Annotated in this window: 23 protein-coding genes; 1 reads left to right on the forward strand and 22 read right to left on the reverse strand. The window is 39.0% G+C overall.

Going from position 1 to position 18,976, the window contains the following annotated elements; genetic code table 11:
- Nucleotides 1–72: 72 nt before the first annotated feature.
- From murB to budA, 3 genes are all read right to left on the reverse strand, one after another.
- Nucleotides 73–978 (reverse strand): UDP-N-acetylmuramate dehydrogenase, encoded by a 906-nt coding sequence (murB, locus tag QM419_RS03785; RefSeq protein ID WP_036754579.1) that lies wholly within the window; start codon nt 976–978, stop codon nt 73–75.
- Nucleotides 979–1,093: 115 nt separating this feature from the next.
- On the reverse strand, nt 1,094–1,846 hold the full coding sequence (locus QM419_RS03790) for a YhfC family intramembrane metalloprotease (protein WP_414277940.1): 753 nt from the start codon (nt 1,844–1,846) through the stop codon (nt 1,094–1,096).
- Between the two features lie 12 nt (nt 1,847–1,858).
- Nucleotides 1,859–2,587 carry an acetolactate decarboxylase gene (gene budA / locus QM419_RS03795; RefSeq protein ID WP_414277941.1) on the reverse strand — a complete coding sequence of 243 codons (729 nt, stop codon included), beginning with the start codon at nt 2,585–2,587 and terminating at the stop codon, nt 1,859–1,861.
- Nucleotides 2,588–2,822: 235 nt separating this feature from the next.
- Between budA and QM419_RS03800 the strand changes: the two genes are divergently transcribed.
- The gene (locus QM419_RS03800; protein ID WP_414277942.1) at nt 2,823–4,097 is read left to right on the forward strand and encodes a PLP-dependent aminotransferase family protein; all 1,275 of its coding nucleotides are present in this window, start codon (nt 2,823–2,825) and stop codon (nt 4,095–4,097) included.
- Between the two features lie 20 nt (nt 4,098–4,117).
- Here QM419_RS03800 and QM419_RS03805 read toward each other — a convergent pair whose 3' ends face one another.
- The 19 genes from QM419_RS03805 to hprK all read right to left on the reverse strand — a co-directional run bounded on the left by QM419_RS03805 (nt 4,118) and on the right by hprK (nt 18,890).
- The gene (locus QM419_RS03805; protein WP_414277943.1) at nt 4,118–4,933 is read right to left on the reverse strand and encodes an ABC transporter substrate-binding protein; all 816 of its coding nucleotides are present in this window, start codon (nt 4,931–4,933) and stop codon (nt 4,118–4,120) included.
- 156 nt (nt 4,934–5,089) lie between these two features.
- A complete protein-coding gene (gene phoU / locus QM419_RS03810) occupies nt 5,090–5,743 on the reverse strand; it encodes a phosphate signaling complex protein PhoU (protein WP_303405063.1) in 654 nt (217 codons plus the stop codon).
- 11 nt (nt 5,744–5,754) lie between these two features.
- Nucleotides 5,755–6,513 carry a phosphate ABC transporter ATP-binding protein PstB gene (pstB, locus tag QM419_RS03815; RefSeq protein WP_223338828.1) on the reverse strand — a complete coding sequence of 253 codons (759 nt, stop codon included), beginning with the start codon at nt 6,511–6,513 and terminating at the stop codon, nt 5,755–5,757.
- A 12-nt stretch (nt 6,514–6,525) separates the two neighbouring features.
- A complete protein-coding gene (pstB, locus tag QM419_RS03820; RefSeq protein ID WP_000049858.1) occupies nt 6,526–7,329 on the reverse strand; it encodes a phosphate ABC transporter ATP-binding protein PstB in 804 nt (267 codons plus the stop codon).
- A gap of 10 nt (nt 7,330–7,339) precedes the next feature.
- Nucleotides 7,340–8,224 (reverse strand): phosphate ABC transporter permease PstA, encoded by an 885-nt coding sequence (pstA, locus tag QM419_RS03825; protein WP_006150807.1) that lies wholly within the window; start codon nt 8,222–8,224, stop codon nt 7,340–7,342.
- Nucleotides 8,214–9,131 carry a phosphate ABC transporter permease subunit PstC gene (pstC, locus tag QM419_RS03830; RefSeq protein ID WP_006150773.1) on the reverse strand — a complete coding sequence of 306 codons (918 nt, stop codon included), beginning with the start codon at nt 9,129–9,131 and terminating at the stop codon, nt 8,214–8,216. Before pstC ends, pstA begins: the two co-directional genes overlap by 11 nt.
- Nucleotides 9,131–10,009 (reverse strand): phosphate ABC transporter substrate-binding protein PstS, encoded by an 879-nt coding sequence (locus QM419_RS03835; RefSeq protein WP_414259294.1) that lies wholly within the window; start codon nt 10,007–10,009, stop codon nt 9,131–9,133. Before QM419_RS03835 ends, pstC begins: the two co-directional genes overlap by 1 nt.
- Before the next feature lie 109 nt (nt 10,010–10,118).
- A complete protein-coding gene (locus tag QM419_RS03840) occupies nt 10,119–11,432 on the reverse strand; it encodes an RsmF rRNA methyltransferase first C-terminal domain-containing protein (RefSeq protein WP_414277944.1) in 1,314 nt (437 codons plus the stop codon).
- Nucleotides 11,433–11,438: 6 nt separating this feature from the next.
- A complete protein-coding gene (locus QM419_RS03845; RefSeq protein ID WP_414277945.1) occupies nt 11,439–12,206 on the reverse strand; it encodes an inositol monophosphatase family protein in 768 nt (255 codons plus the stop codon).
- On the reverse strand, nt 12,196–12,474 hold the full coding sequence (locus tag QM419_RS03850; protein ID WP_414277946.1) for a UPF0223 family protein: 279 nt from the start codon (nt 12,472–12,474) through the stop codon (nt 12,196–12,198). The genes QM419_RS03845 and QM419_RS03850 overlap by 11 nt, the downstream gene beginning before the upstream one ends.
- Entirely contained in the window at nt 12,475–12,876 is a 402-nt protein-coding gene (locus QM419_RS03855; RefSeq protein WP_006148218.1) for a Spx/MgsR family RNA polymerase-binding regulatory protein, read from the reverse strand.
- Nucleotides 12,877–13,014: 138 nt separating this feature from the next.
- The gene (locus QM419_RS03860) at nt 13,015–13,647 is read right to left on the reverse strand and encodes a TIGR01906 family membrane protein (RefSeq protein WP_414277947.1); all 633 of its coding nucleotides are present in this window, start codon (nt 13,645–13,647) and stop codon (nt 13,015–13,017) included.
- A complete protein-coding gene (locus tag QM419_RS03865) occupies nt 13,637–14,410 on the reverse strand; it encodes a TIGR01457 family HAD-type hydrolase (RefSeq protein WP_045615608.1) in 774 nt (257 codons plus the stop codon). Before QM419_RS03865 ends, QM419_RS03860 begins: the two co-directional genes overlap by 11 nt.
- A 10-nt stretch (nt 14,411–14,420) precedes the next feature.
- Nucleotides 14,421–15,158, reverse strand: coding sequence for an acyl-ACP thioesterase domain-containing protein (locus QM419_RS03870; RefSeq protein ID WP_414277948.1), 738 nt, complete (start codon nt 15,156–15,158; stop codon nt 14,421–14,423).
- Nucleotides 15,159–15,162: 4 nt separating this feature from the next.
- Complete coding sequence (gene hemW / locus QM419_RS03875) at nt 15,163–16,293, reverse strand: radical SAM family heme chaperone HemW (protein WP_414277949.1); 1,131 nt, start codon at nt 16,291–16,293, stop codon at nt 15,163–15,165.
- A gap of 85 nt (nt 16,294–16,378) precedes the next feature.
- Nucleotides 16,379–16,774, reverse strand: a complete 396-nt coding sequence (locus tag QM419_RS03880; protein ID WP_414277950.1) for a YtxH domain-containing protein — start codon at nt 16,772–16,774, stop codon at nt 16,379–16,381.
- Between the two features lie 14 nt (nt 16,775–16,788).
- Nucleotides 16,789–17,172 (reverse strand): DUF948 domain-containing protein, encoded by a 384-nt coding sequence (locus QM419_RS03885; RefSeq protein ID WP_414277951.1) that lies wholly within the window; start codon nt 17,170–17,172, stop codon nt 16,789–16,791.
- Between the two features lies 1 nt (nt 17,173).
- Nucleotides 17,174–17,962: a prolipoprotein diacylglyceryl transferase gene (gene lgt / locus QM419_RS03890; protein ID WP_414277952.1), complete on the reverse strand. Its 789-nt coding sequence runs from the start codon at nt 17,960–17,962 to the stop codon at nt 17,174–17,176.
- Entirely contained in the window at nt 17,955–18,890 is a 936-nt protein-coding gene (gene hprK / locus QM419_RS03895; protein ID WP_074324899.1) for an HPr(Ser) kinase/phosphatase, read from the reverse strand. The genes lgt and hprK overlap by 8 nt, the downstream gene beginning before the upstream one ends.
- Nucleotides 18,891–18,976 lie beyond the last annotated feature (86 nt).

The raw sequence follows: 18,976 nt of genomic DNA on the forward strand, positions 1-18,976 counted from the left end.
AGCTTAGGACATAAAATGGCCTAAATCTCATCTAGCGATAAAATCCCAATCTTTGTATAATGTGTAATAATGCTATTCGTGCTCACCCAAGATACGAACTTCTCGCTCTAGGGTAACACCTGAATGTTCTTTAACTTTTTCAATGACAGACTCAATTAAGTCTTCATAGTCTCTTGCAGTCCCGTCAGCTACATTAATCATAAAGCCTGCATGCTTTTCTGAGACTTCGACACCACCGATACGGTAGCCCTTCAAACCAGCTTCTGAAATCAATTGCCCTGCAAAATGCCCAACTGGACGTTTAAAGACTGAACCACAAGATGGATATTCCAACGGTTGTTTGAGTTCTCGTAAATGAGTCAAGCGTTCCATTTCCTGTTTGATAGTCTCATAATTTCCTGGAGATAGTGCGAATTTAGCCGATAAGACAACTGCTCCAGAATCTTGGATAGCTGAATGACGGTAACCAAAGGCTAAGTCTTTGGCAGATAAAGTCTCGATTTCACCATCTTTTGTTAAAATCTGACACGATTGCAAGATATGAGCAATCTCACCACCATAGGCACCAGCGTTCATAAAGACAGCACCACCGACGCTTCCTGGAATTCCACAAGCAAACTCAAAACCCGTCAAACTATGACGCAGAGCTATACGAGTTGTTTCAATCAAGTTAGCTCCAGCTTCTGCCTCAATGGTATAACCATCAACTGTGACATTATTCAATTTGTCACACATGATGACAAAACCACGAACGCCACCTTCACGAACGATAATATTACTTGCATTTCCAAGAACCATCCATGGGATATTTTCTTGATTGGCAAATTTAACAACACGAGCCATCTCGTAGCGATTACGAGGAAAAACTAAGTAATCTGCTTTCCCTCCAACTTTTGTATAGGTATAAGTTTTCAATGGCTCATCGAATCGAATATCAATTCCTTCTAAGGTTTCTTTTAATTTATCTAATACAGTCATTTTTCTTATCCTTTTATAAAATTCATTCCATTATACCATTTTTAGCGATTTTTTTCGATGATTTGAAAAGCTTTTTTATTCATACAAATTAAAAAGAGGCTAGGCCTCTTTTCGTTTATTGTTTTTTATAAAAAATTGACTTTGTAAAGTATACAAATAAAACAACTTCCACTGCTAACAATCCTTCGACAAGAAGCGGATTTGAAATCCAACCAACCTGTGAAAGACTAGGAGCTAGATCGAATAAGGCGTGCAAACCATAAGCAGCTAATAGGTAAATCCAATTCTTTTGACGGACTGCTTGATAAACCCAGAAAGAGAGACCAATTTGCATAACAAGAGCAAGCACACGCTCAACACCGAGTAAATAAACCTGCCATCCAGATAGAGATTGGACTGTTTCGAGTGTAGTTTTGGGAAGGAGATTTGCTACATCGGGATTTGGAGACTCTAATAATGAAAGGAGGATCAAAAGACTAATCAAACTTCCCATTCCGAGGTAGAGCAACTCCAAACCTCCATGCCCCAACCCATAGGCTAAGGCATCTGAATCTTCTAAGCTTCTCTTCTTCTCTAACCATTTAAAGAAAACAAGACGAGCTGTTTCTTCAAAGAGAGCTGCCATAGCAATTCCATAAAGGACATATAAAAAAGGATGCTCCTGCATGAGCGAAATGGTTCCATCTTTTTGTGGATGAAGCACCAAAAGGTGAACGATTTTCTCCAGTACTTGAGATGAGACAAAAAATGCTACTGCCCCAAGACCTAGTACAGAAAGGTTAATCTTGTATTTCTTTTTTGCATACCAAATGGATGCTATAAGAAATACAACTAAAGCTATCATAGTAATTATTACATGAATTTTCATACCTTGCACCTCTTACTCTGCTTGTTCGATATCTTTTTTCATCTCATCTACATTAAACTTAGCAAAGAGATACTGACGATCCTGAACAGGGAAACGTTGATCCAACTGGTCAACAGCTCCTACCTCTACAATTCCTTCCTTGATAACAAAGTCCATAACGTGGCCACCAAAGGTTAGGTCATCTGAGATAAAGTGCAAATGGTAACCCGCAACACTAACTCCATGAAAAATCTCTGGCGTCCAGAAACCAACAATAGTTCCTGAAACATTGTCACAGCTATATTCAGGCTGATGAGTCGCAACCTCAGCAAACTTTGTTTCACTTGTTGATTTTGGAATCATGCGAACATGCATATGTTTAAAATCACCGTGAATCTTAATCGAACGAAATAGGTTTTCCCCATCATAATAGGACTCAATACGTTTTTCAAGTTCCTGATCAGTCATTTCAAAACGCTGACGAAAAATAACCTCTGCCTGGTGGGGTACAACTGCCGCATAAGGAATCAGAGCATCTGGCGACACTTCAACGATTTCAGGTTTATCACCTGACCCCTTAGCTTGATAAGCCTTCCCATCTAAGACAATCAATTCCCCGTCAATGGAATCTAGAGTTCCTAGTCCTAAATCTCCATGTTCAAGCAATTCACCAACGGTCATAGTCCCACCGTAAAGTCCAGCCATCAAGGCTCCCAAAGTATTGTATTGGAATAATTTAACTGGTTCTTGCACCTTCATCATCTCACTCTTCTTGAAATTTTACTTACTAAGTATATCACATTTCTGATTAGAATTGAACGCTAGACTGCCATTTAATACTTAATCAAAATAAAAGAGCAAACTAGGAAACTAGCCGCAGGCTTTACTTGAGTACGGCAAGGCGACGTTGACGCGGTTTGAAGAGATTTTGAAGAGTATAACATTGCCAAACTTTTAAAAAAAAGGTACAATGTAACAAAATCAAGAGAGGTCTGGGATGAAGCAAGAAAGCAAGTACGAACAAGTCGTACACTATCTAAAAAATGAGATAGAATCAGGTAAACTTCAAACAGGAAGTCGCCTGCCTTCTATCCGAAGACTCAGTCAAGATTTCCACTGCAGTAAGGACACTATTCAGCGTGCCCTCATGGAACTTCGATACGAAAATTACATCTACTCCAAGCCCCAAAGTGGTTATTATGTTTTGGAACAACAAACCAGTCACGAAGACCTAATTATCTCAGTTAACGATGAACATGTAGCTGCCTATGATGATTTTCGGCTTTGCGTCAATGAAAGCTTGATTGGACGAGAAAATTATCTCTACAACTACTATGAAAACCAAGAGGGACTAGAAGAATTACGAAAATCTGTTCAGACATTACTTTTTGATCAAGCGATTTATAGTAAATCCGACCAGTTAGTCATGACGTCTGGAACCCAGCAGGCACTGTTTATTCTTTCGCAGATTGATTTTCCAGGGCGAGCTCAGGAAATACTGGTTGAACAACCGACCTATCACCGAATGAATCAACTGCTACTGGCTCAAAACATCACCTTTCAAACCATTGAACGTAGAGTAGATGGTATTGACCTGAATGAACTTGAGGAACATTTTAAAAGTGGCAACATTAAGTTTTTCTATACCATTCCTCGTTTCCACTATCCTCTCGGACATTCTTATTCTGAAGAGGAAAAACGTGCTATCCTTGATTTGGCAGCAAAATATCAAATCTATATCGTTGAAGATGACTATCTAGGTGACTTGGATCCTAAAATGGGACAAACCTTTCATTATCTGGACCAGCATGATTTGGTCATTTATATCAAATCTTTTTCTACGAGTCTATTTCCTGCCCTCCGGATAACTGCACTTCTTCTTCCAAATGCTATCAAGGATGCTTTTGTAACTTATAAAAATATTCTGGACTATGATAACAACCTTATCATGCAAAAAGCCTTATCTCTTTATATCGATAGTCAACTCTTTAAGAAAAACAGACTAGCAAGATTAGCACTTCAGGAAAAAAGTCAGGAACACATCCAACAACTCTTAAATAACTATCCCATTTCCTTGCCAATCTATCCTCTCCATGATGGAGTCTTACTTGATCTTAGAGACTATCCTAAGATTGCAAGTCTCAAACATAGTCCTTTAAATCTCGACTTTTTCGAATCGTCTTACATCGAAACTTGTCCTTATCAATTTGCTAAGGTTCCTTTAGAAAATCTTGAAACAACATTAAACTACTTAAAAACAGAGCTGGACTAAAATCCAACTCTGTTATTTTTTTATTGTTCTACTTCGGTTAATTTAGAAGCTTTTTCAAGATAGGTTTGGTAAGTTCCGTCATCTTTCAGTTTTTGAATCACCTTATCAACTACTTCTTTCAAATCTGAATTGCCTTTTTTGATAGCTACAGCATTTGCTTCGCCTTCTTTCATGGTCAAGCTTACTGTAGCAACTGCCAAATCAGAGTTTTTACCAGCATAGCTTAGAGCAACTGGTTCATCCATATGAACAGCATCAACCTTACCTGATTGAAGTTCATTAACAGCTTCCCCCATATTTGTCAATGAAGTCAACTGAGCTTTAGGAAGTTGTTCTTTGACCATAGATTCAGGGACAGTTCCTTTTTGAGCAGCAATATTTGCACTTGCTAGAGAATCCAAATCTTTGTATTTTTCAAGATCAGTTTTTCTGATTAGGAAGCTAATTTTGTTTTCATAGTAAGGAATTGAGAAATCAAAGACTTCTTTTCTTTCTTCAGTTGCACTGATTCCCGCAATTGCCAAATCTGCTTTTCCTGTTTGAAGACTAGTCAAGACGTTATCAAAACTCATGCTTGAAACTTCCAATTTCACTCCAAGTTCATCAGCGATTGCTTGGGCCATATCAATATCAGCACCTACGACTTGGTTCTTACCATCCACAAGTGCTTGAAACTCAAATGGTGCATAGTCTGGGCTAGTTGCAACCACCAATTTCCCTTTTTGTTTGATTGCCTCTACTGCAGACTGTGAACTTGAGCTAGATGATTGGCAAGCTACTAAAAAGAAACTTGCAAGAAAACTACATAATACAAATATCCATTTTTTAAATTTCATAAATAAACAACCTTTCTGTCAATTTTGTATAATTATAAACCTATTAAACTACTTTGTCAAGTATAAAATTAATATTTATTTATTTTCTTCGTTTTCTTTATCAAAAAAGGAGCTTTTATTCATTTTTAGGCTCCTTTTCTGTATATTTAATCAATTTTACAATTCGACAATCTTACCTGTTTCAAAGTAAACAACCCATTCACAGATATTCTTTGCATAGTCACCAATGCGCTCCAAGTATGAAATGACTTGGAAGTAATCACGTCCTGTGACAATAGCATCTGGATTTTTTCTGATTTCTTCAGTTGCAAGGTCACGAATATTTTCGAAATAATGGTTAATTTTTTCATCCATGGTTGCAACTTCGTATGCCTTATCAACTGATCCGTTAAGGTAAAGTTCAAGAGTTGTTTCCACGAAGGCTTTCACATCACGTCCCATGTTTTTGATTTCTTCCTCAACTGCTGGGATACGTTGTTCACCCTTCATACGAATGGTAGCTTCAGCAATGGATACTGCGTGGTCCCCCATACGTTCCAAGTCTGAAACAGCCTTTAGAACAGTTAGAACTGTACGTAAGTCTTGTGAAACTGGCTGTTGAAGGGCAATGATTTCAAATGATTTCTTTTCAAGTTTCAATTCGTATTCATTTACTTCTGCGTCTTGTTCGATGACTTCTTTTGCCAAGTCACGGTCGTGTGTCACAAAAGCGCGCACTGTACGATTGATTTGGGAAAGAACTTCTTGCCCCATCGCGTAAAATTGGTTGTGCAATTTATCTAAATCTTCTTCAAATTGAGATCGTAACATCTTTTCACTCCTTATCCAAATTTACCTGAAATATAGTCCTCAGTCTCCTTATGTTGAGGATAGAGGAACATTTCCTTGGTATCGTTAAATTCTATCAAATCTCCATTAAGGAAAAAGCCTGTTTTATCAGAGATTCGAGATGCTTGCTGCATAGAACGAGTGACCAAAAGCATGGTGTACTTGTCTTTTAGACCATACAAGGTTTCCTCAATCTTACCCGCAGAAATAGGGTCCAAGGCTGAAGTTGGTTCATCCAAAAGGATAATTTTAGGACTAGTCGCCAATACGCGCGCTACACAAACACGTTGCTGTTGACCACCTGAAAGACCAATAGCAGAGTCGTGCAAGCGATCCTTGACCTCATCCCAGATTGAAGCACGTTGTAAAGCCTTTTCCACTGCTTCATCTAAGACCTGCTTGTCTTTTTCCCCATTGATACGGAGACCGTAGACGACATTTTCATAGATAGACATAGGGAAAGGATTGGGTTGTTGGAATACCATTCCAATTTCCTTACGTAATTCAACTGTATCTGTACGAGGGCTATAGATATTGTGACCATTATAGACCACTGATCCAGTTGTCGTCACTTCAGGATTAAGGTCACCCATTCGGTTAATAGCCTTTAGAAGTGTTGACTTCCCAGATCCAGACGGACCGATAAGGGCTGTAATTTCCTTGGGTTGAAATGATAAGGAAACACTATTCAAGGCCTTCTTTTTATTGTAATAGACTGACAGGTCTGAAACCTGCAAAATCGGTTCTGTCATACTGTTCCCTTCCTAACCAAAGTGTCCTGTTACATAGTCATTGGTTGACTGTAGCTTAGCATTTTGGAAAATATTAGCAGTTTTATCATATTCAATCAAATCACCCAAGTAAAAAAATCCTGTGTAGTCACTTGCACGCGCAGCCTGTTGCATACTGTGAGTTACGATGATAATGGTAAAGTCCTTCTTCAACTCCAGCATAGTTTCCTCAAGCTGAGCTGTCGCAATCGGATCCAAGGCTGACGCCGGCTCATCCATCAAGAGAATGTCTGGTTTTACAGAAATAGCACGCGCGATACAGAGACGTTGCTGCTGACCACCTGAAAGCGTCAAGGCTGACTTATGAAGGTCGTCTTTAACCTGATCCCAGAGGGCAGCCTGGCGAAGTGAGGTTTCAACAATTTCATCTAGGACTTTCTTGTCCTTAACACCTGCACGTTCATGTGCAAAGGTGATGTTGCGATAGATTGATTTAGCAAATGGATTTGGACGTTGGAACACCATTCCGATGTGTTTACGCATTTCATAAACATTAATTTCAGGACGGTTAACGTCAATTCCTTGATAGAGAATCTGTCCTGTCACCTTAGCAATATCAATGGTATCATTCATACGATTGAGACTGCGTAGGTAAGTTGATTTCCCAGACCCTGATGGACCAATCAAGGCCGTAATTTTATTTTTTTCGAATTGCATATCCACGCCCTTGATGGATTCGTTTTTACCGTAGTAAACATGTAAATCCTTCGTAGAGAGGGCCACTTTTTCTTCTGGAAAAGTAATGATATGCCTTTCATCCCAATTATATTTCGACATGGCTTCTCCTTTAGGCAGCGGTTAATTTCTTGTGTAGATAGCTTCCGAGTTTACGAGCTCCAAAGTTAAAGATTAAGATAAAGATGAGGAGCACCGCAGCTGAACCTGCTGAAACAAGAGTTCCATCAGGAATAGTTCCTTCACTGTTGACTTTCCAGATATGAACAGCCAAGGTTTCTGCTTGACGGAAGATAGAGATAGGACTAGATACACTTAGGACATTCCAGTTAGACCAGTCAAGTGCTGGTGCTGATTGTCCTGCTGTGTAGATAAGAGCTGCAGCTTCACCAAAAATACGACCTGATGCAAGTACTACACCTGTAACGATTCCAGGTAGAGCTTCAGGAATGACGACATGAAGGACTGTTTCCCAACGAGAAAGTCCAAGTGCTAAACCAGCTTCACGTTGTGTATGGTGAACGTGCTTCAAACTGTCTTCAACATTACGTGTCATCTGTGGAAGGTTAAAAACAGTTAAAGCCAGGGCACCAGAAATAATTGAAAAACCATACTCAAACTGGACTACAAAGATAAGGTAACCAAAGAGACCTACAACAACAGATGGTAGAGAAGACAAGATCTCAATACAGGTACGAACGAAATTGGTAACACGGCCTTTTTTAGCATACTCAGCCAAATAAATTCCAGCCCCCATGGATAATGGTACAGAAATGAATAAGGTGATGACCAAAAGGAAGAAGGAATTATAAAGCTGAATTCCAATACCACCACCTGCTTGATAAGAAGATGATTTTCCTGTCAAAAATGACCATGAAACATGAGGCAAGCCTCGAACTAGAATATAAAGAATCAAAGAAGCTAGAATTGTCACGATGATTCCTGCGATGGTATAGAGGACAGCTGTTGCAAGTTTATCTAATTTCTTAGCGTGCATAGTTTTTCTTTCCTCTTTCTTTCGTAATCAATTTAATCACACTGTTGAAGGCCAAGCTCATCAAGAGCAATACTAAGGCTAGTGACCAAAGAACATTATTATCAACAGTTCCCATAACTGTATTTCCAATTCCCATAGTCAATACAGATGTTAAAGTCGCTGCTGGCGTTGTCAATGAAGTTGGAACAACTGCTGAGTTACCGACAACCATCTGAATAGCCAAGGCTTCACCAAAGGCACGCGCCATACCAAAGACTACAGCCGTAAAAATACCTGAACGAGCAGCCTTCAAGGTTACACGCCAGATAGTTTGCCAACGAGTAGCTCCCATGGCTAAACTAGCTTCACGATAGTGACGAGGAACTGCACGTAAGCTATCAGTTGTCATAAAGGTTACAGTCGGCAAGATCATAACAAAGAGAACGAAAATCCCTGATAAAATACCGAAACCCGTTCCACCAAAGACACTACGTACAAATGGTACCACGACCTGTAAACCGATAAACCCATAAACTACTGAAGGGATCCCGACGAGTAGTTCAATAGCAGGTTGCAAAATCTTAGCTCCTTTTGGTGATACTTCTGTCATAAAGACAGCTGCCCCAATGGCAAATGGTGTTGCAATCAGAGCTGATAGAATGGTAACGATAAAGGAACCTAAAATCATTGGAAGGGCGCCAAACTGTTTACCTGAAGGGTTCCAAGTTGCACCAAAGAGAAAATCAAAGATATTCACACCATTGACAAAGAAGGTTGACAAACCTTTTTGGGCTACAAAGATTAAAATCATAGCAACGATGATGACAATCAAAGAAAGGCAAGCAAAGGTTAGACCTTTTCCTAATTTCTCAAGACGAGAGTTTTTTGAAGGAGAGAGCAATTTTTTAGATAATTCTTCTTGATTCATTATTGACTCCCTTCTATCGCTGTCACAGTACCTGCAGCATCTTTTTCGACTTTCATTTCCTTGACAGAAATATAGCCCATTCCTTTAACAATTCCATTCTGCGCTTCGTCTGAAAGAACAAAGTTCAAGAATTCTGCAACCAATTCATTTGGCTCACCAAGAGTATACATGTGTTCATAAGACCACAAAGGCCAATTATTAGTGGTTACATTTTCAGAGATTGGTTCATAACCATTGAGCTTAATTGTCCCAACCGAATCATCAACATATGCAAATGCTAGGTAGGAAATAGCTCCAGGGGTTTGGGAAACGATGGACTTCACCATACCGTTTGAATCCTGCTCCTGACTTTGAACTGCTGATTTCCCATCCATGATAACACTATCGAAGGTAGCACGAGAACCTGAGCTCGCAGCACGGTTGATAATAGAAATAGCTAAATCCTTACCGCCAACCTCTTTCCAGTTGGTAATTTCACCTGTAAAAATTTTGCGAAGTTGTTCTGTCGTAAGATTATCAACATCTACTTCTTTGTTGATGATAACAGCTATCCCCGCAACAGCTACCTTGTGGTCAACTAAGGCAGATGCATCGATTCCGTCTTTTTCCTCGGCAAATACATCCGAGTTACCGACGTCTACCGCTCCAGACTGGACTTGAGATAGACCTGTACCTGAACCACCGCCTTGAACATTGACTGTTTTACCAATGTGAGCTGACGCAAACTCATCTGCTGCCGCTTCGACTAAGGGTTGAAGGGCAGTTGAACCTACAGCTGTCATAGATTCCCCACGATCAATCCAACTTGCACACCCTGCTAGCGAACCAGCAAGTAAAAGAGTTGCAAGAGAGATGGTGAGTTTTTTAAATTTTTTCACTATTTGTCTCCTTGAAAATAATGATGAATAGCTTGAATTTTTGCCCTTATTTTCTATTGTTTTCAGGGAAAATCCATACTTCCACTATAACATAGAATACAGTTTTTGACTAGTTTTTCACCTTAAACCTCAAGCCCTTGGGAAAATAATTCTTCAAGGTATTTCCGGTTACTTTTGCAAAACCTAGACCATTTCCACCAACCAAAACTTGGTACCAACCATTTGGCAGAGTTTCAGCTAATTGGACTGTTTCACCAGCCACATATTTGACAAAGTCTTCTTGATGAATTTCGATTCCTTGCTTGACTTGACTTGGTTTTAAAGCTAGGCCCAGAGCAAAGCTTGGTTCAAAACGTTTCTTCTTAAAAGTCCCGAGATGAAGACCATTACGAGCAATTCTAAGTTTTCCTAAATCTGGTAGGATTTCTGGCAAGAGATAAAGCTGGTCACCGAAAACTTGTAGAACACCGGTCAGTTTTTCTTTCAGATGTTTCTTCTCAAAATCCTGCCATAAGGAAATCTGTTCATGAGATAGGTTGGATTTAGAAGGTTTGAACTTCCCAGCCTTGTTTTGACCTTTAAACTGAAGATGGGCCACGAACTGACCTTCTCCCTTAAAGAGATGAGGATACATACGAGCTGTCTCAGGTTGGTTGATGCCTTGTGACATACCATTTATATGTTCCACTGGAATCAATTCAAAATCATAGTTTTCCAGTAACCATTTAATGATTTCTTCATTTTCTTCTGGCGCCCAGGTGCAGGTTGAATAGACTAGTCGACCACCATCAGCCAACATAGTAACCGCATCTTCTAAAATCTCACGTTGTAAACTAGCGCACTGGCTAGGATAATCGACACTCCAGTAATCCATGGCATCAGGTTGTTTACGAAACATCCCTTCACCCGAGCAAGGCGCATCTAAAACGATCAGATCAAAATAACCTTTAAAAACCTTGGCTAAACGGTCTGCAGATTCATTGGTTACAACAACATTAGTCGCTCCAAAGCGTTCCATATTCTCAACTAAAATCTTTGACCGTTTGCTTGAAATTTCATTGGAAACAAGAAGTCCCTCACCTGCGAGATAGGAGGCCAGTTGAGTAGATTTCCCACCCGGAGCTGCTGCCAAATCCAAGACCTTCATACCTGGCTTTGGCTGGGCTACTTGAGCGACCATTTGTGCGGCAGGTTCTTGTGAATAGACCAAGCCAGTTACATGTTCTGGTGATTTCCCTGAAACCTTCCCATAGTAGCCCCAGGGTGTATTGGGAATAGCATCTGAAAAAGAAAGCTGTCTTTCTTTTAAAGGGTTGATACGAAAAGCAGAAACAGCCTCATCATCAAAAGAGGCAAGAAAAGCTCTTGCCTCATCTCCCAATATTGTTTCGTATTTTTTTACAAATCCATCTGGAAATTGCATGTAGATTTATTTCCTTTCATAGATATAGGATTGAATCTCATCTTTCATCTCGACTGGCACCATCATAACGGCCTGTCGTGTTTGAAAATCGACTTCCTCACCAGCAATCGTAAAAACCTTATAACCCAAACTCTCACCTAGGATACTTGCAGCCGCATAATCCCAAGGTTGTAAATAAGTGATATAGGTTAAAAGTCGACCTGATAGCACCTTGGCAAAACTAATAGCGGCACTACCATAAACTCGTGTCCCAAGTGCAGCGTTTCCCAAATCTGCTAAGCCCCATTCGTTAGTCGCTAACATTCCAGAATTACCAGCTACCAAAAATTCTCTCAAGGGTTTCTTTTTAAATGGTGGTAAAGGTTCATCATTGCGACAAGGCGGAAAGTCTCCTCCACCATGGTAGCAGTCACCTTTCATAACATCATAGATAATCCCAAATTTCCCAACACCATCCTCAAAATAGGCTAGCATAACGGCAAAATCTTCACCTTGTGCTACGAAGTTGTTGGTTCCATCAATAGGATCAATAATCCATACCGAACCTTGTCCTACTGCTGCACGCATGCAGCCTTCTTCTGCACAAAATAGATCATCTGGATAGCGAGAACGGATTTTTTTAATAAGTAAGTCTTGAACTTCTTTATCTAACTTAGTTACCAAATCTGTAGGGGAAGACTTTCTCTCAACATGGAGATCTTCTTTCATATGCTGGAGAATGTATTCCCCAGCTTCCCTGACAATTTCTTTGGCAAATGTAAATTTATTTTCCAAGTGAAACCTTCCCTTCTCCTTTTTCTTTGGCCAACTGGACTGCACGGTAGAAAGAGTATCCACTAACTGATTCAAACTCACGTCCCAAACGTTTTTCTTCGCTCTTGCTAGGCACAACTGACTTGAATACCTTGTAGGAATCTAATAGTTTCTTAGCATCTACCTGTGTTTCATAGGCAGCTTCAACATCATTAAAAAAAGAAAGCACTGAAGCAAGTTCTTCAGTGCTCCACGACAAATCTAGTGGGTAACTATACTGTTTATTCATCTAATTAATACCAGCTCTTAATGTAGCTTCTTTCAATTCTTGCTTACGATAACTACGAGGAAGAAATGCACGAATCTCATCTTCATTAAAGCCAATCTGCATACGTTTATCATCAATGATGATTGGACGACGCAAAAGACTAGGATATTGCTCAATTAAATTAAGCAACTCTGTCACCGAGATACTTTCCACATCGATATTTAACTTTTGGAAAATTTTTGAACGAGTTGAAATAATGTCATCGGTACCGTTTTCGGTCAAGGAAAGAATGTGTTGTAACTCTTTTCTTGATAAAGGACTGGTCATAATGTTGTGCTCTTGGAAAGGCACTTTATGATTATCAAGCCAGGCCTTTGCCTTACGACATGATGTACAACTCGGTGATAAAAATAGTGTAATCATGCTATTCTCTTCTTTGCATACTTTTCTAACTCTATTATACAAAAAAATAAAGCGCTTGACTAGTTATTTCCGTAAAAAAACCTACTTTTTAAAGAAAAATAGGTTTTTCGTACAATTATTTAAAACAATTTTATGCATTTATTCTTTTTTCGGTAATTTTTTCCAACTTAGTAGATACATGAAACCAAAAAGCAGTTCATACAAGCAGAAAAATAGGAGAAAGGCATGCAAGAAAAAATTCTCTGGTAGGATGAGAATAACTGGATCTTTTGCAGGATCAAACAGCCAGGTATCATCACCTACAAACAGTATCTGATGGAACAAGGTAAAGAACTGTTCAAATCCAATGAAAACACCAACTAAACCAAGAACCAAAGGTAGAGAAAGCATGATCAAAAGTCCTCTGCGATAAAGAGACAGAAACCCTTTCTGAATGACTTGCTTCCAAAAAAGATAAAAAATCGGTAGAGTAACTATGGCTACTCCTTGAGTCAGATGGAAGAGTCCCTTCACAACTGCAAAATGATGGAGCCCAGAAGCAGACGATGGAAAATCCGGCATTGCCAATACTTGACTCAATGGATTGGTCAAATAATTCATCAACACATTAAAGTTATGTTGGATGGTCTGAGATTGGAAAGGAATACGGCTGGTCAGATTTAACCAAGAAATCTCCAGAGGGTAAACCAACCAAGCTAGATAAATGGTCAATAAAATGGCAAGGGAGAGAAGAAAGAGAAGACTCCCACCAAAAGTAAACTTAGTTTTCATCGAAATTCCACTCCGCAAGACTTGAGAGGACATGGGTTGGCGCGATTGGTAAATCAGCTACTTCTTCAGGTTTTGTAAACCCTGTCGTCACCAAAAGGCTCGGAATTCCATTGTCAATACCAGCTCGAATATCAGTCAGATAATTGTCCCCGACCATGACAATTTCTTGGCGCTCAAGTCCTAAGTGCTCGACAGCCTTATCCATAATAATAGCGTTTGGCTTCCCAATATAAACTGGTTTTACGCGAGTTGCTGCTTCGAGAAGAGTAATCAGTGAACCAGCACCAGGCAAAAGACCACGTTCAGTTGGAATATTTAAATCTGGGTTAGTACCGATAAAGTGAGCACCTTTATGGATAGCTAGGGTTGCCGTAGCAAATTTTTCATAGTCTACTTGCCAGTCTAGACCAACAACCACATAGGCTGGATTTTCTTTATCTTCAACATAACCAGCTGCTTGAATAGCTTCCTTGAGCCCTGCTTCTCCAATCACATAAACGGTCTTTTCAAGTCCCAGGTCATTCATGTAATCAATGGTCGCTAAGGTTGCAGTATAGATTGTCGATACAGGTGTGTCGATATTAAACTGATTTGCCAACATCTCTTGGACACTTTCAGGTGTACGAGTAGTGTTGTTTGTTACAAAAAGATAGGGAATCTCTCTTTTCTGCAGCTCGTGAACAAAAGCTTCTCCCGCTGGAATTCTATCTTTTCCTTTATAAATTGTACCGTCTAAATCAATTAAATAGCCTTTATAAGTCATATATTACTTTCTAATCTGTGTTAATTTCTTGCCAAATTATCTTTGCCTGAGCATTGATATCGCCATCACTTGTGACTTGGTGATTGCTTTCTAGTTGATTCAATTCGTAACTAGAAGTAATCATACCACCTGGTCGAACTTCCTTGACATACTTGAGGTTGATTTTTTTAGGAATATGATTGGTTAGGAAATCTGCCCCCATGACCTCAAAAATCCAGTCTAGGTATTTGCTGTTATTGACGTGGCCATTCATATCCAAGTCGTAAAAACGGACATGGTAATCTTTGCTAATCGCTTCTTCCAGCTCTGCGTATTTTGGCCCGCGAAGGAGTTTCTTAGAAAACTCAGATTGATAAGGTGCGACTATTTCAGGTTCTACAGGATGAACCTTCCGACTATCACGATCCATAAGGACAAAGGTAGCTACCATGCGAATGATTTCTTGACCAGCTTCATCATAAATAGTAAAACGGCGGTAGCAAAATAGACGATTGTAAGTCAAGGCCTCTGTTTCGATGGTAATTTCCTCAGCAAATTGAGGTAAACGTACAATATCGATATCATAATCAGTGATAATCCAAACTAGATTATACTGTTCTAAAACATCCTTGTCACTCACTCCTAGATTAATTGATTGCATTCCTGATACTTGCAGGGACAACAAGATAACATCTGGTAGCTTGATATGGCCATTCATATCAGCCATATCAAAAGGAATTTTCATCTTCATTTGATAAGTTAAGCCCATAATTCTACTCCAATATAAATCGTTCTGCTACTGTATCTCCTAAAAAGAGACCTTTTTTTGTCATTCGTATTTGTTGACCTTCTACTTGTAAAAGACCTTGATGACATAAATCTCTTACAACTTGACCATATAAATTTTCAAAAGATGTGCCAAATTTTTCTTCGAATCTTGCTTTTGAAACTCCTGTCTTCTTGCGAAGTCCAAGAAACATCTCTTCTTCCATTTGTTCCCTTAGACTCAGGTGTTCCTCATTGATGCGAGCATTGCCTTCTTCTACTGCCTTTAGATAATGGCGGATTGGCCCATGGTTTTTATAGCGAACACCGTTTACATAGCCAGACGCACCTGCACCTATACCATAATACTCAGCATTATCCCAGTACATAAGATTGTGACGACTTTCAAAGCCAGGTTTTGAAAAATTTGAAATTTCATAATGCTCAAAACCAGCACGCTCTAATTCAGCAATGATATATTCGAACATTTCAGCTTCTACTTCTTCTTTAGGAAGTGGTAATTTCCCACGACGCATACGATTCATAAAGACCGTATGGTTTTCTAGAATCAAACTATAAAGGCTCATATGAGGTATATCAAGAGCGATGGCCTTGGCAACATTGTCCTTGACCTGGTCCATAGTCTGACTTGGAAGAGCGTAAATCAAGTCAATAGAAATATTATCAAATCCTGCTAACTTGAGACGGTCAATATTTTCATAAATATCTTTCTCCAAATGACTACGACCAATCTTTTTCAGCATTTTGTCATCAAAGGTCTGCACACCCAATGAAACACGATTAACTGCTGAATCTTTCAAAACTGCAATCTTATCCTCATCCAAATCACCGGGATTAGCCTCAATTGTTAATTCTTCTAAAACAGACAAATCCAGATTCTTAGTCAAACCATCCAGCAAAACTTCTAATTGAGAAGCGGACAAGGCTGTCGGTGTCCCACCTCCAATATAAAGAGTACGCAACTTCTGAATATCATAAGAATGAAATTCTTGCAGTAGATGTTCTAGATAGGTGTCTACTGGTTGATTTTTAATAAAGACCTTTGAAAAGTCACAATAATAACAGATTTGTGTACAAAATGGAATGTGCACGTAAGCTGATGTTGGTTTCTTCTGCATAGTATTTATTATACCACAAAGACTTCCCTCAAGAAAAAAATCACCATTCCTGATTCTTTAGAAAATCAAGAATAGTGATTCTATTTTAGTCTTCTTCGATTTCGATGACAATTTCTTGACCATCTTCTTGGTCTTCAACAACTACTTTTTCTTCCAATTGTTCCTTGAGATTATTCAAGGTCTCTTTTGAAGCTTCAGTAGCTTGTTGAGCTAAAGATTTAGATTTTTCAAGAACTGAATCCAAGGTAATTTCGCCTGATTCTATTTGTTCCTTTGTTTTAAGAACAAATTCTTTGGTTTGATCTTTGACATCAGTCAGCTTTTCGCAGACTTGTTCTTTAGCGTATTCAGGGTCTTCTTTTAGATCTTCAATAAAGTCTTGTGCTTGACTAGTCACACGTTTCCCTTTTTCACTTGTTAGGAATAAGGCAACTGCAACACCAGAAACGGTTCCTAAAAGGATTGATGATAATTTACCCATGAGTTATCTCCTTTTTATTTTTTAAAAAATTTACTTGCAATACGAACGGCAGATAAGCCTGCACTAGTCTTTAATGTTTTTGAACCTGCAGATGATGCTTTTTTACTCAAGACACGAGCCTGCTCATTTAAGTCAGAGACAGAAACAGAAAGGTCTGCAACAGCTGTAAAGAGTGGATCAATGGTTGCAACTTTGACATTGATATCATCAGCAAGAATATTGACCTTTGCAAGCAGTTCGTTTGTGTGATGTAGAGTGACATTCACATCTGAAGTTAGCGTTTTAACAGTATTTTCAGTTTCATCGATTACACGACCAACTTTTTGAAGGGTTATAATCAAATAAACTAAGAATACAACCAAGGCAATTGCCACAATGATATAAGCAACTTCTAACATTTTAATTCTCCTTTTTTACATTATAAAATGATGCTTTTTTCCGATTTTGATAAACGATAATATAAATACCAAGTCCAATTAATAGAACAGACAACCACTGAGATACTCGAAGTCCAAAGAACATGAGACTATCTGTACGCATACCCTCAATAATCATACGTCCAAAACCATACCAAATTAAGTAAAAGGCTGTTATATGACCACGACGAATACCATTTAATCGGCGTCTAAAAATAATAATTAATGCAAAACCAATCAGGTTCCAGATAGATTCGTATAGGAAGGTTGGTTGACGATAAGAACCATCAATATACATCTGGTTCTTAATAAAACCAGGTAAGTAATCAAGATTTTCAACGGCTGCTCCGTAGGCTTCTTGGTTAAAGAAATTCCCCCAACGTCCTAGACTCTGAGCAATCATAACGCTCGGAGCTGCAATATCCAAGAAATCCCAGGTATTGATTAATTTACGGTCTGCGAAAATATAAAGTACAATCGCTCCGGTAATTAGACCGCCGTAAATCGCAAGACCACCATTCCAGACAGCAAATATCTCCCCTAAATGTTGGCTATAATAGTCAAATTTAAAAATAACATAGTAAAGTCTCGCGCCGATGATTGACAAAGGGAAAGCCACTAAGATAAAGTCCAGAATATCTTCTGATAAGATTTTCTTTTTAGGAGCTTCTTTACTTGCCAAATATACCGCTAAGATAAGGCCTGAAACGATACAAAGTGCATACCATCTAATGGCAAATGGACCTATTTGAAAAGCAACTGGATCAATCATTTTGCACCTCGTTCTTTTCAATTAATTTCGTCAATCTTTCTTCAAACAGACGCGTCGCATCAAAGCCCATGTCTTTTGCACGATAATTCATAGCTGCCGCCTCGATAACAACAGAAATATTGCGCCCTGTTTTAACTGGGATGCGGATACGTGGAATGGTAACTCCAGAAACTTCTAGTTCTTCAGCATTATTTCCTAAGCGATCAAAGGTCTTATTTGTATCATAATTTTCCAAATAAACAGCTAGCTGAACTTGTGAAGAATCCTTAACGGCACTGGCACCGTATAGACTCATGACATCGATGATCCCTACTCCACGAATTTCGATCAGATGTTTCAAGATTTCAGCAGGTTCACCCCAGAGAGTCATTTCATCCTTAGAATAGATATCTACCCGATCGTCTGCTACCAAACGGTGACCACGTTTAACTAGTTCTAAACCTGTCTCACTCTTACCGATTCCACTATCACCTTGAATCAAAACACCCATACCATAGATATCCATTAGGACCCCATGTACACTTGTACGTTCCGCTAAACGTGAATCAAGATAGCTAGATAGTTCTCCAGACAAACGACTGGTTGCTGTACGACTAGTTAAAATCGCAATTTTACATTCTCTAGCAGCCTTCAACATTTCCTCTGGAACCACCAAACCACGGGCAACGATGACCGCAGGTGTTTCTGGTAGGAACATTTTTTTCAAAACAGTATAACGGTTGTGAGAAGACATACTGATCAGATAAGACCATTCCTTCATCCCCAACAATTGAATACGCTCTGGAGTATAGTAATCAAAATAGCCTGTCATTTCAAGACCAGGTCGCGTTATATCTGCAGTATTAATTTCCTTTTCAAGTAATTCAGGCTCCCCATAGACAATGTCTAATCTAAGCTTCTCAATTACTTCTTTTACTGAAACCGACATATATTTCTCCTTAAATCGAGTTCTCTTACTATTATATCAGATTGTCGGAATAAGTTTATATTTTTTACAGTCTTTACGCTATTTAT

It is taken from the genome of Streptococcus infantis, assembly GCF_047464715.1.
Lineage (GTDB): Bacteria > Bacillota > Bacilli > Lactobacillales > Streptococcaceae > Streptococcus > Streptococcus infantis_S.

Bases quoted from the DNA above. Each gene is read 5' to 3' on its own strand.
- QM419_RS03850 (WP_414277946.1), bottom strand. From the start codon at position 12,474: ATGAATAAACAGTATAGTTACCCACTAGATTTGTCGTGGAGCACTGAA.
- pstC (WP_006150773.1), bottom strand. From the start codon at position 9,131: ATGAATCAAGAAGAATTATCTAAAAAATTGCTCTCTCCTTCAAAAAAC.
- QM419_RS03870 (WP_414277948.1), bottom strand. From the start codon at position 15,158: ATGGGCTTAACTTATCAAATGAAGATGAAAATTCCTTTTGATATGGCT.
- QM419_RS03800 (WP_414277942.1), top strand. From the start codon at position 2,823: ATGAAGCAAGAAAGCAAGTACGAACAAGTCGTACACTATCTAAAAAAT.
- QM419_RS03840 (WP_414277944.1), bottom strand. From the start codon at position 11,432: ATGCAATTTCCAGATGGATTTGTAAAAAAATACGAAACAATATTGGGA.
- pstB (WP_223338828.1), bottom strand. From the start codon at position 6,513: ATGACAGAACCGATTTTGCAGGTTTCAGACCTGTCAGTCTATTACAAT.
- QM419_RS03805 (WP_414277943.1), bottom strand. From the start codon at position 4,933: ATGAAATTTAAAAAATGGATATTTGTATTATGTAGTTTTCTTGCAAGT.
- hprK (WP_074324899.1), bottom strand. From the start codon at position 18,890: ATGTCGGTTTCAGTAAAAGAAGTAATTGAGAAGCTTAGATTAGACATT.
- QM419_RS03790 (WP_414277940.1), bottom strand. From the start codon at position 1,846: ATGAAAATTCATGTAATAATTACTATGATAGCTTTAGTTGTATTTCTT.
- QM419_RS03855 (WP_006148218.1), bottom strand. From the start codon at position 12,876: ATGATTACACTATTTTTATCACCGAGTTGTACATCATGTCGTAAGGCA.
- QM419_RS03885 (WP_414277951.1), bottom strand. From the start codon at position 17,172: ATGTTAGAAGTTGCTTATATCATTGTGGCAATTGCCTTGGTTGTATTC.
- QM419_RS03880 (WP_414277950.1), bottom strand. From the start codon at position 16,774: ATGGGTAAATTATCATCAATCCTTTTAGGAACCGTTTCTGGTGTTGCA.
- hemW (WP_414277949.1), bottom strand. From the start codon at position 16,293: ATGCAGAAGAAACCAACATCAGCTTACGTGCACATTCCATTTTGTACA.
- QM419_RS03865 (WP_045615608.1), bottom strand. From the start codon at position 14,410: ATGACTTATAAAGGCTATTTAATTGATTTAGACGGTACAATTTATAAA.
- QM419_RS03860 (WP_414277947.1), bottom strand. From the start codon at position 13,647: ATGAAAACTAAGTTTACTTTTGGTGGGAGTCTTCTCTTTCTTCTCTCC.
- pstB (WP_000049858.1), bottom strand. From the start codon at position 7,329: ATGTCGAAATATAATTGGGATGAAAGGCATATCATTACTTTTCCAGAA.
- budA (WP_414277941.1), bottom strand. From the start codon at position 2,587: ATGATGAAGGTGCAAGAACCAGTTAAATTATTCCAATACAATACTTTG.
- lgt (WP_414277952.1), bottom strand. From the start codon at position 17,962: ATGATTGATCCAGTTGCTTTTCAAATAGGTCCATTTGCCATTAGATGG.
- murB (WP_036754579.1), bottom strand. From the start codon at position 978: ATGACTGTATTAGATAAATTAAAAGAAACCTTAGAAGGAATTGATATT.
- phoU (WP_303405063.1), bottom strand. From the start codon at position 5,743: ATGTTACGATCTCAATTTGAAGAAGATTTAGATAAATTGCACAACCAA.
- pstA (WP_006150807.1), bottom strand. From the start codon at position 8,224: ATGCACGCTAAGAAATTAGATAAACTTGCAACAGCTGTCCTCTATACC.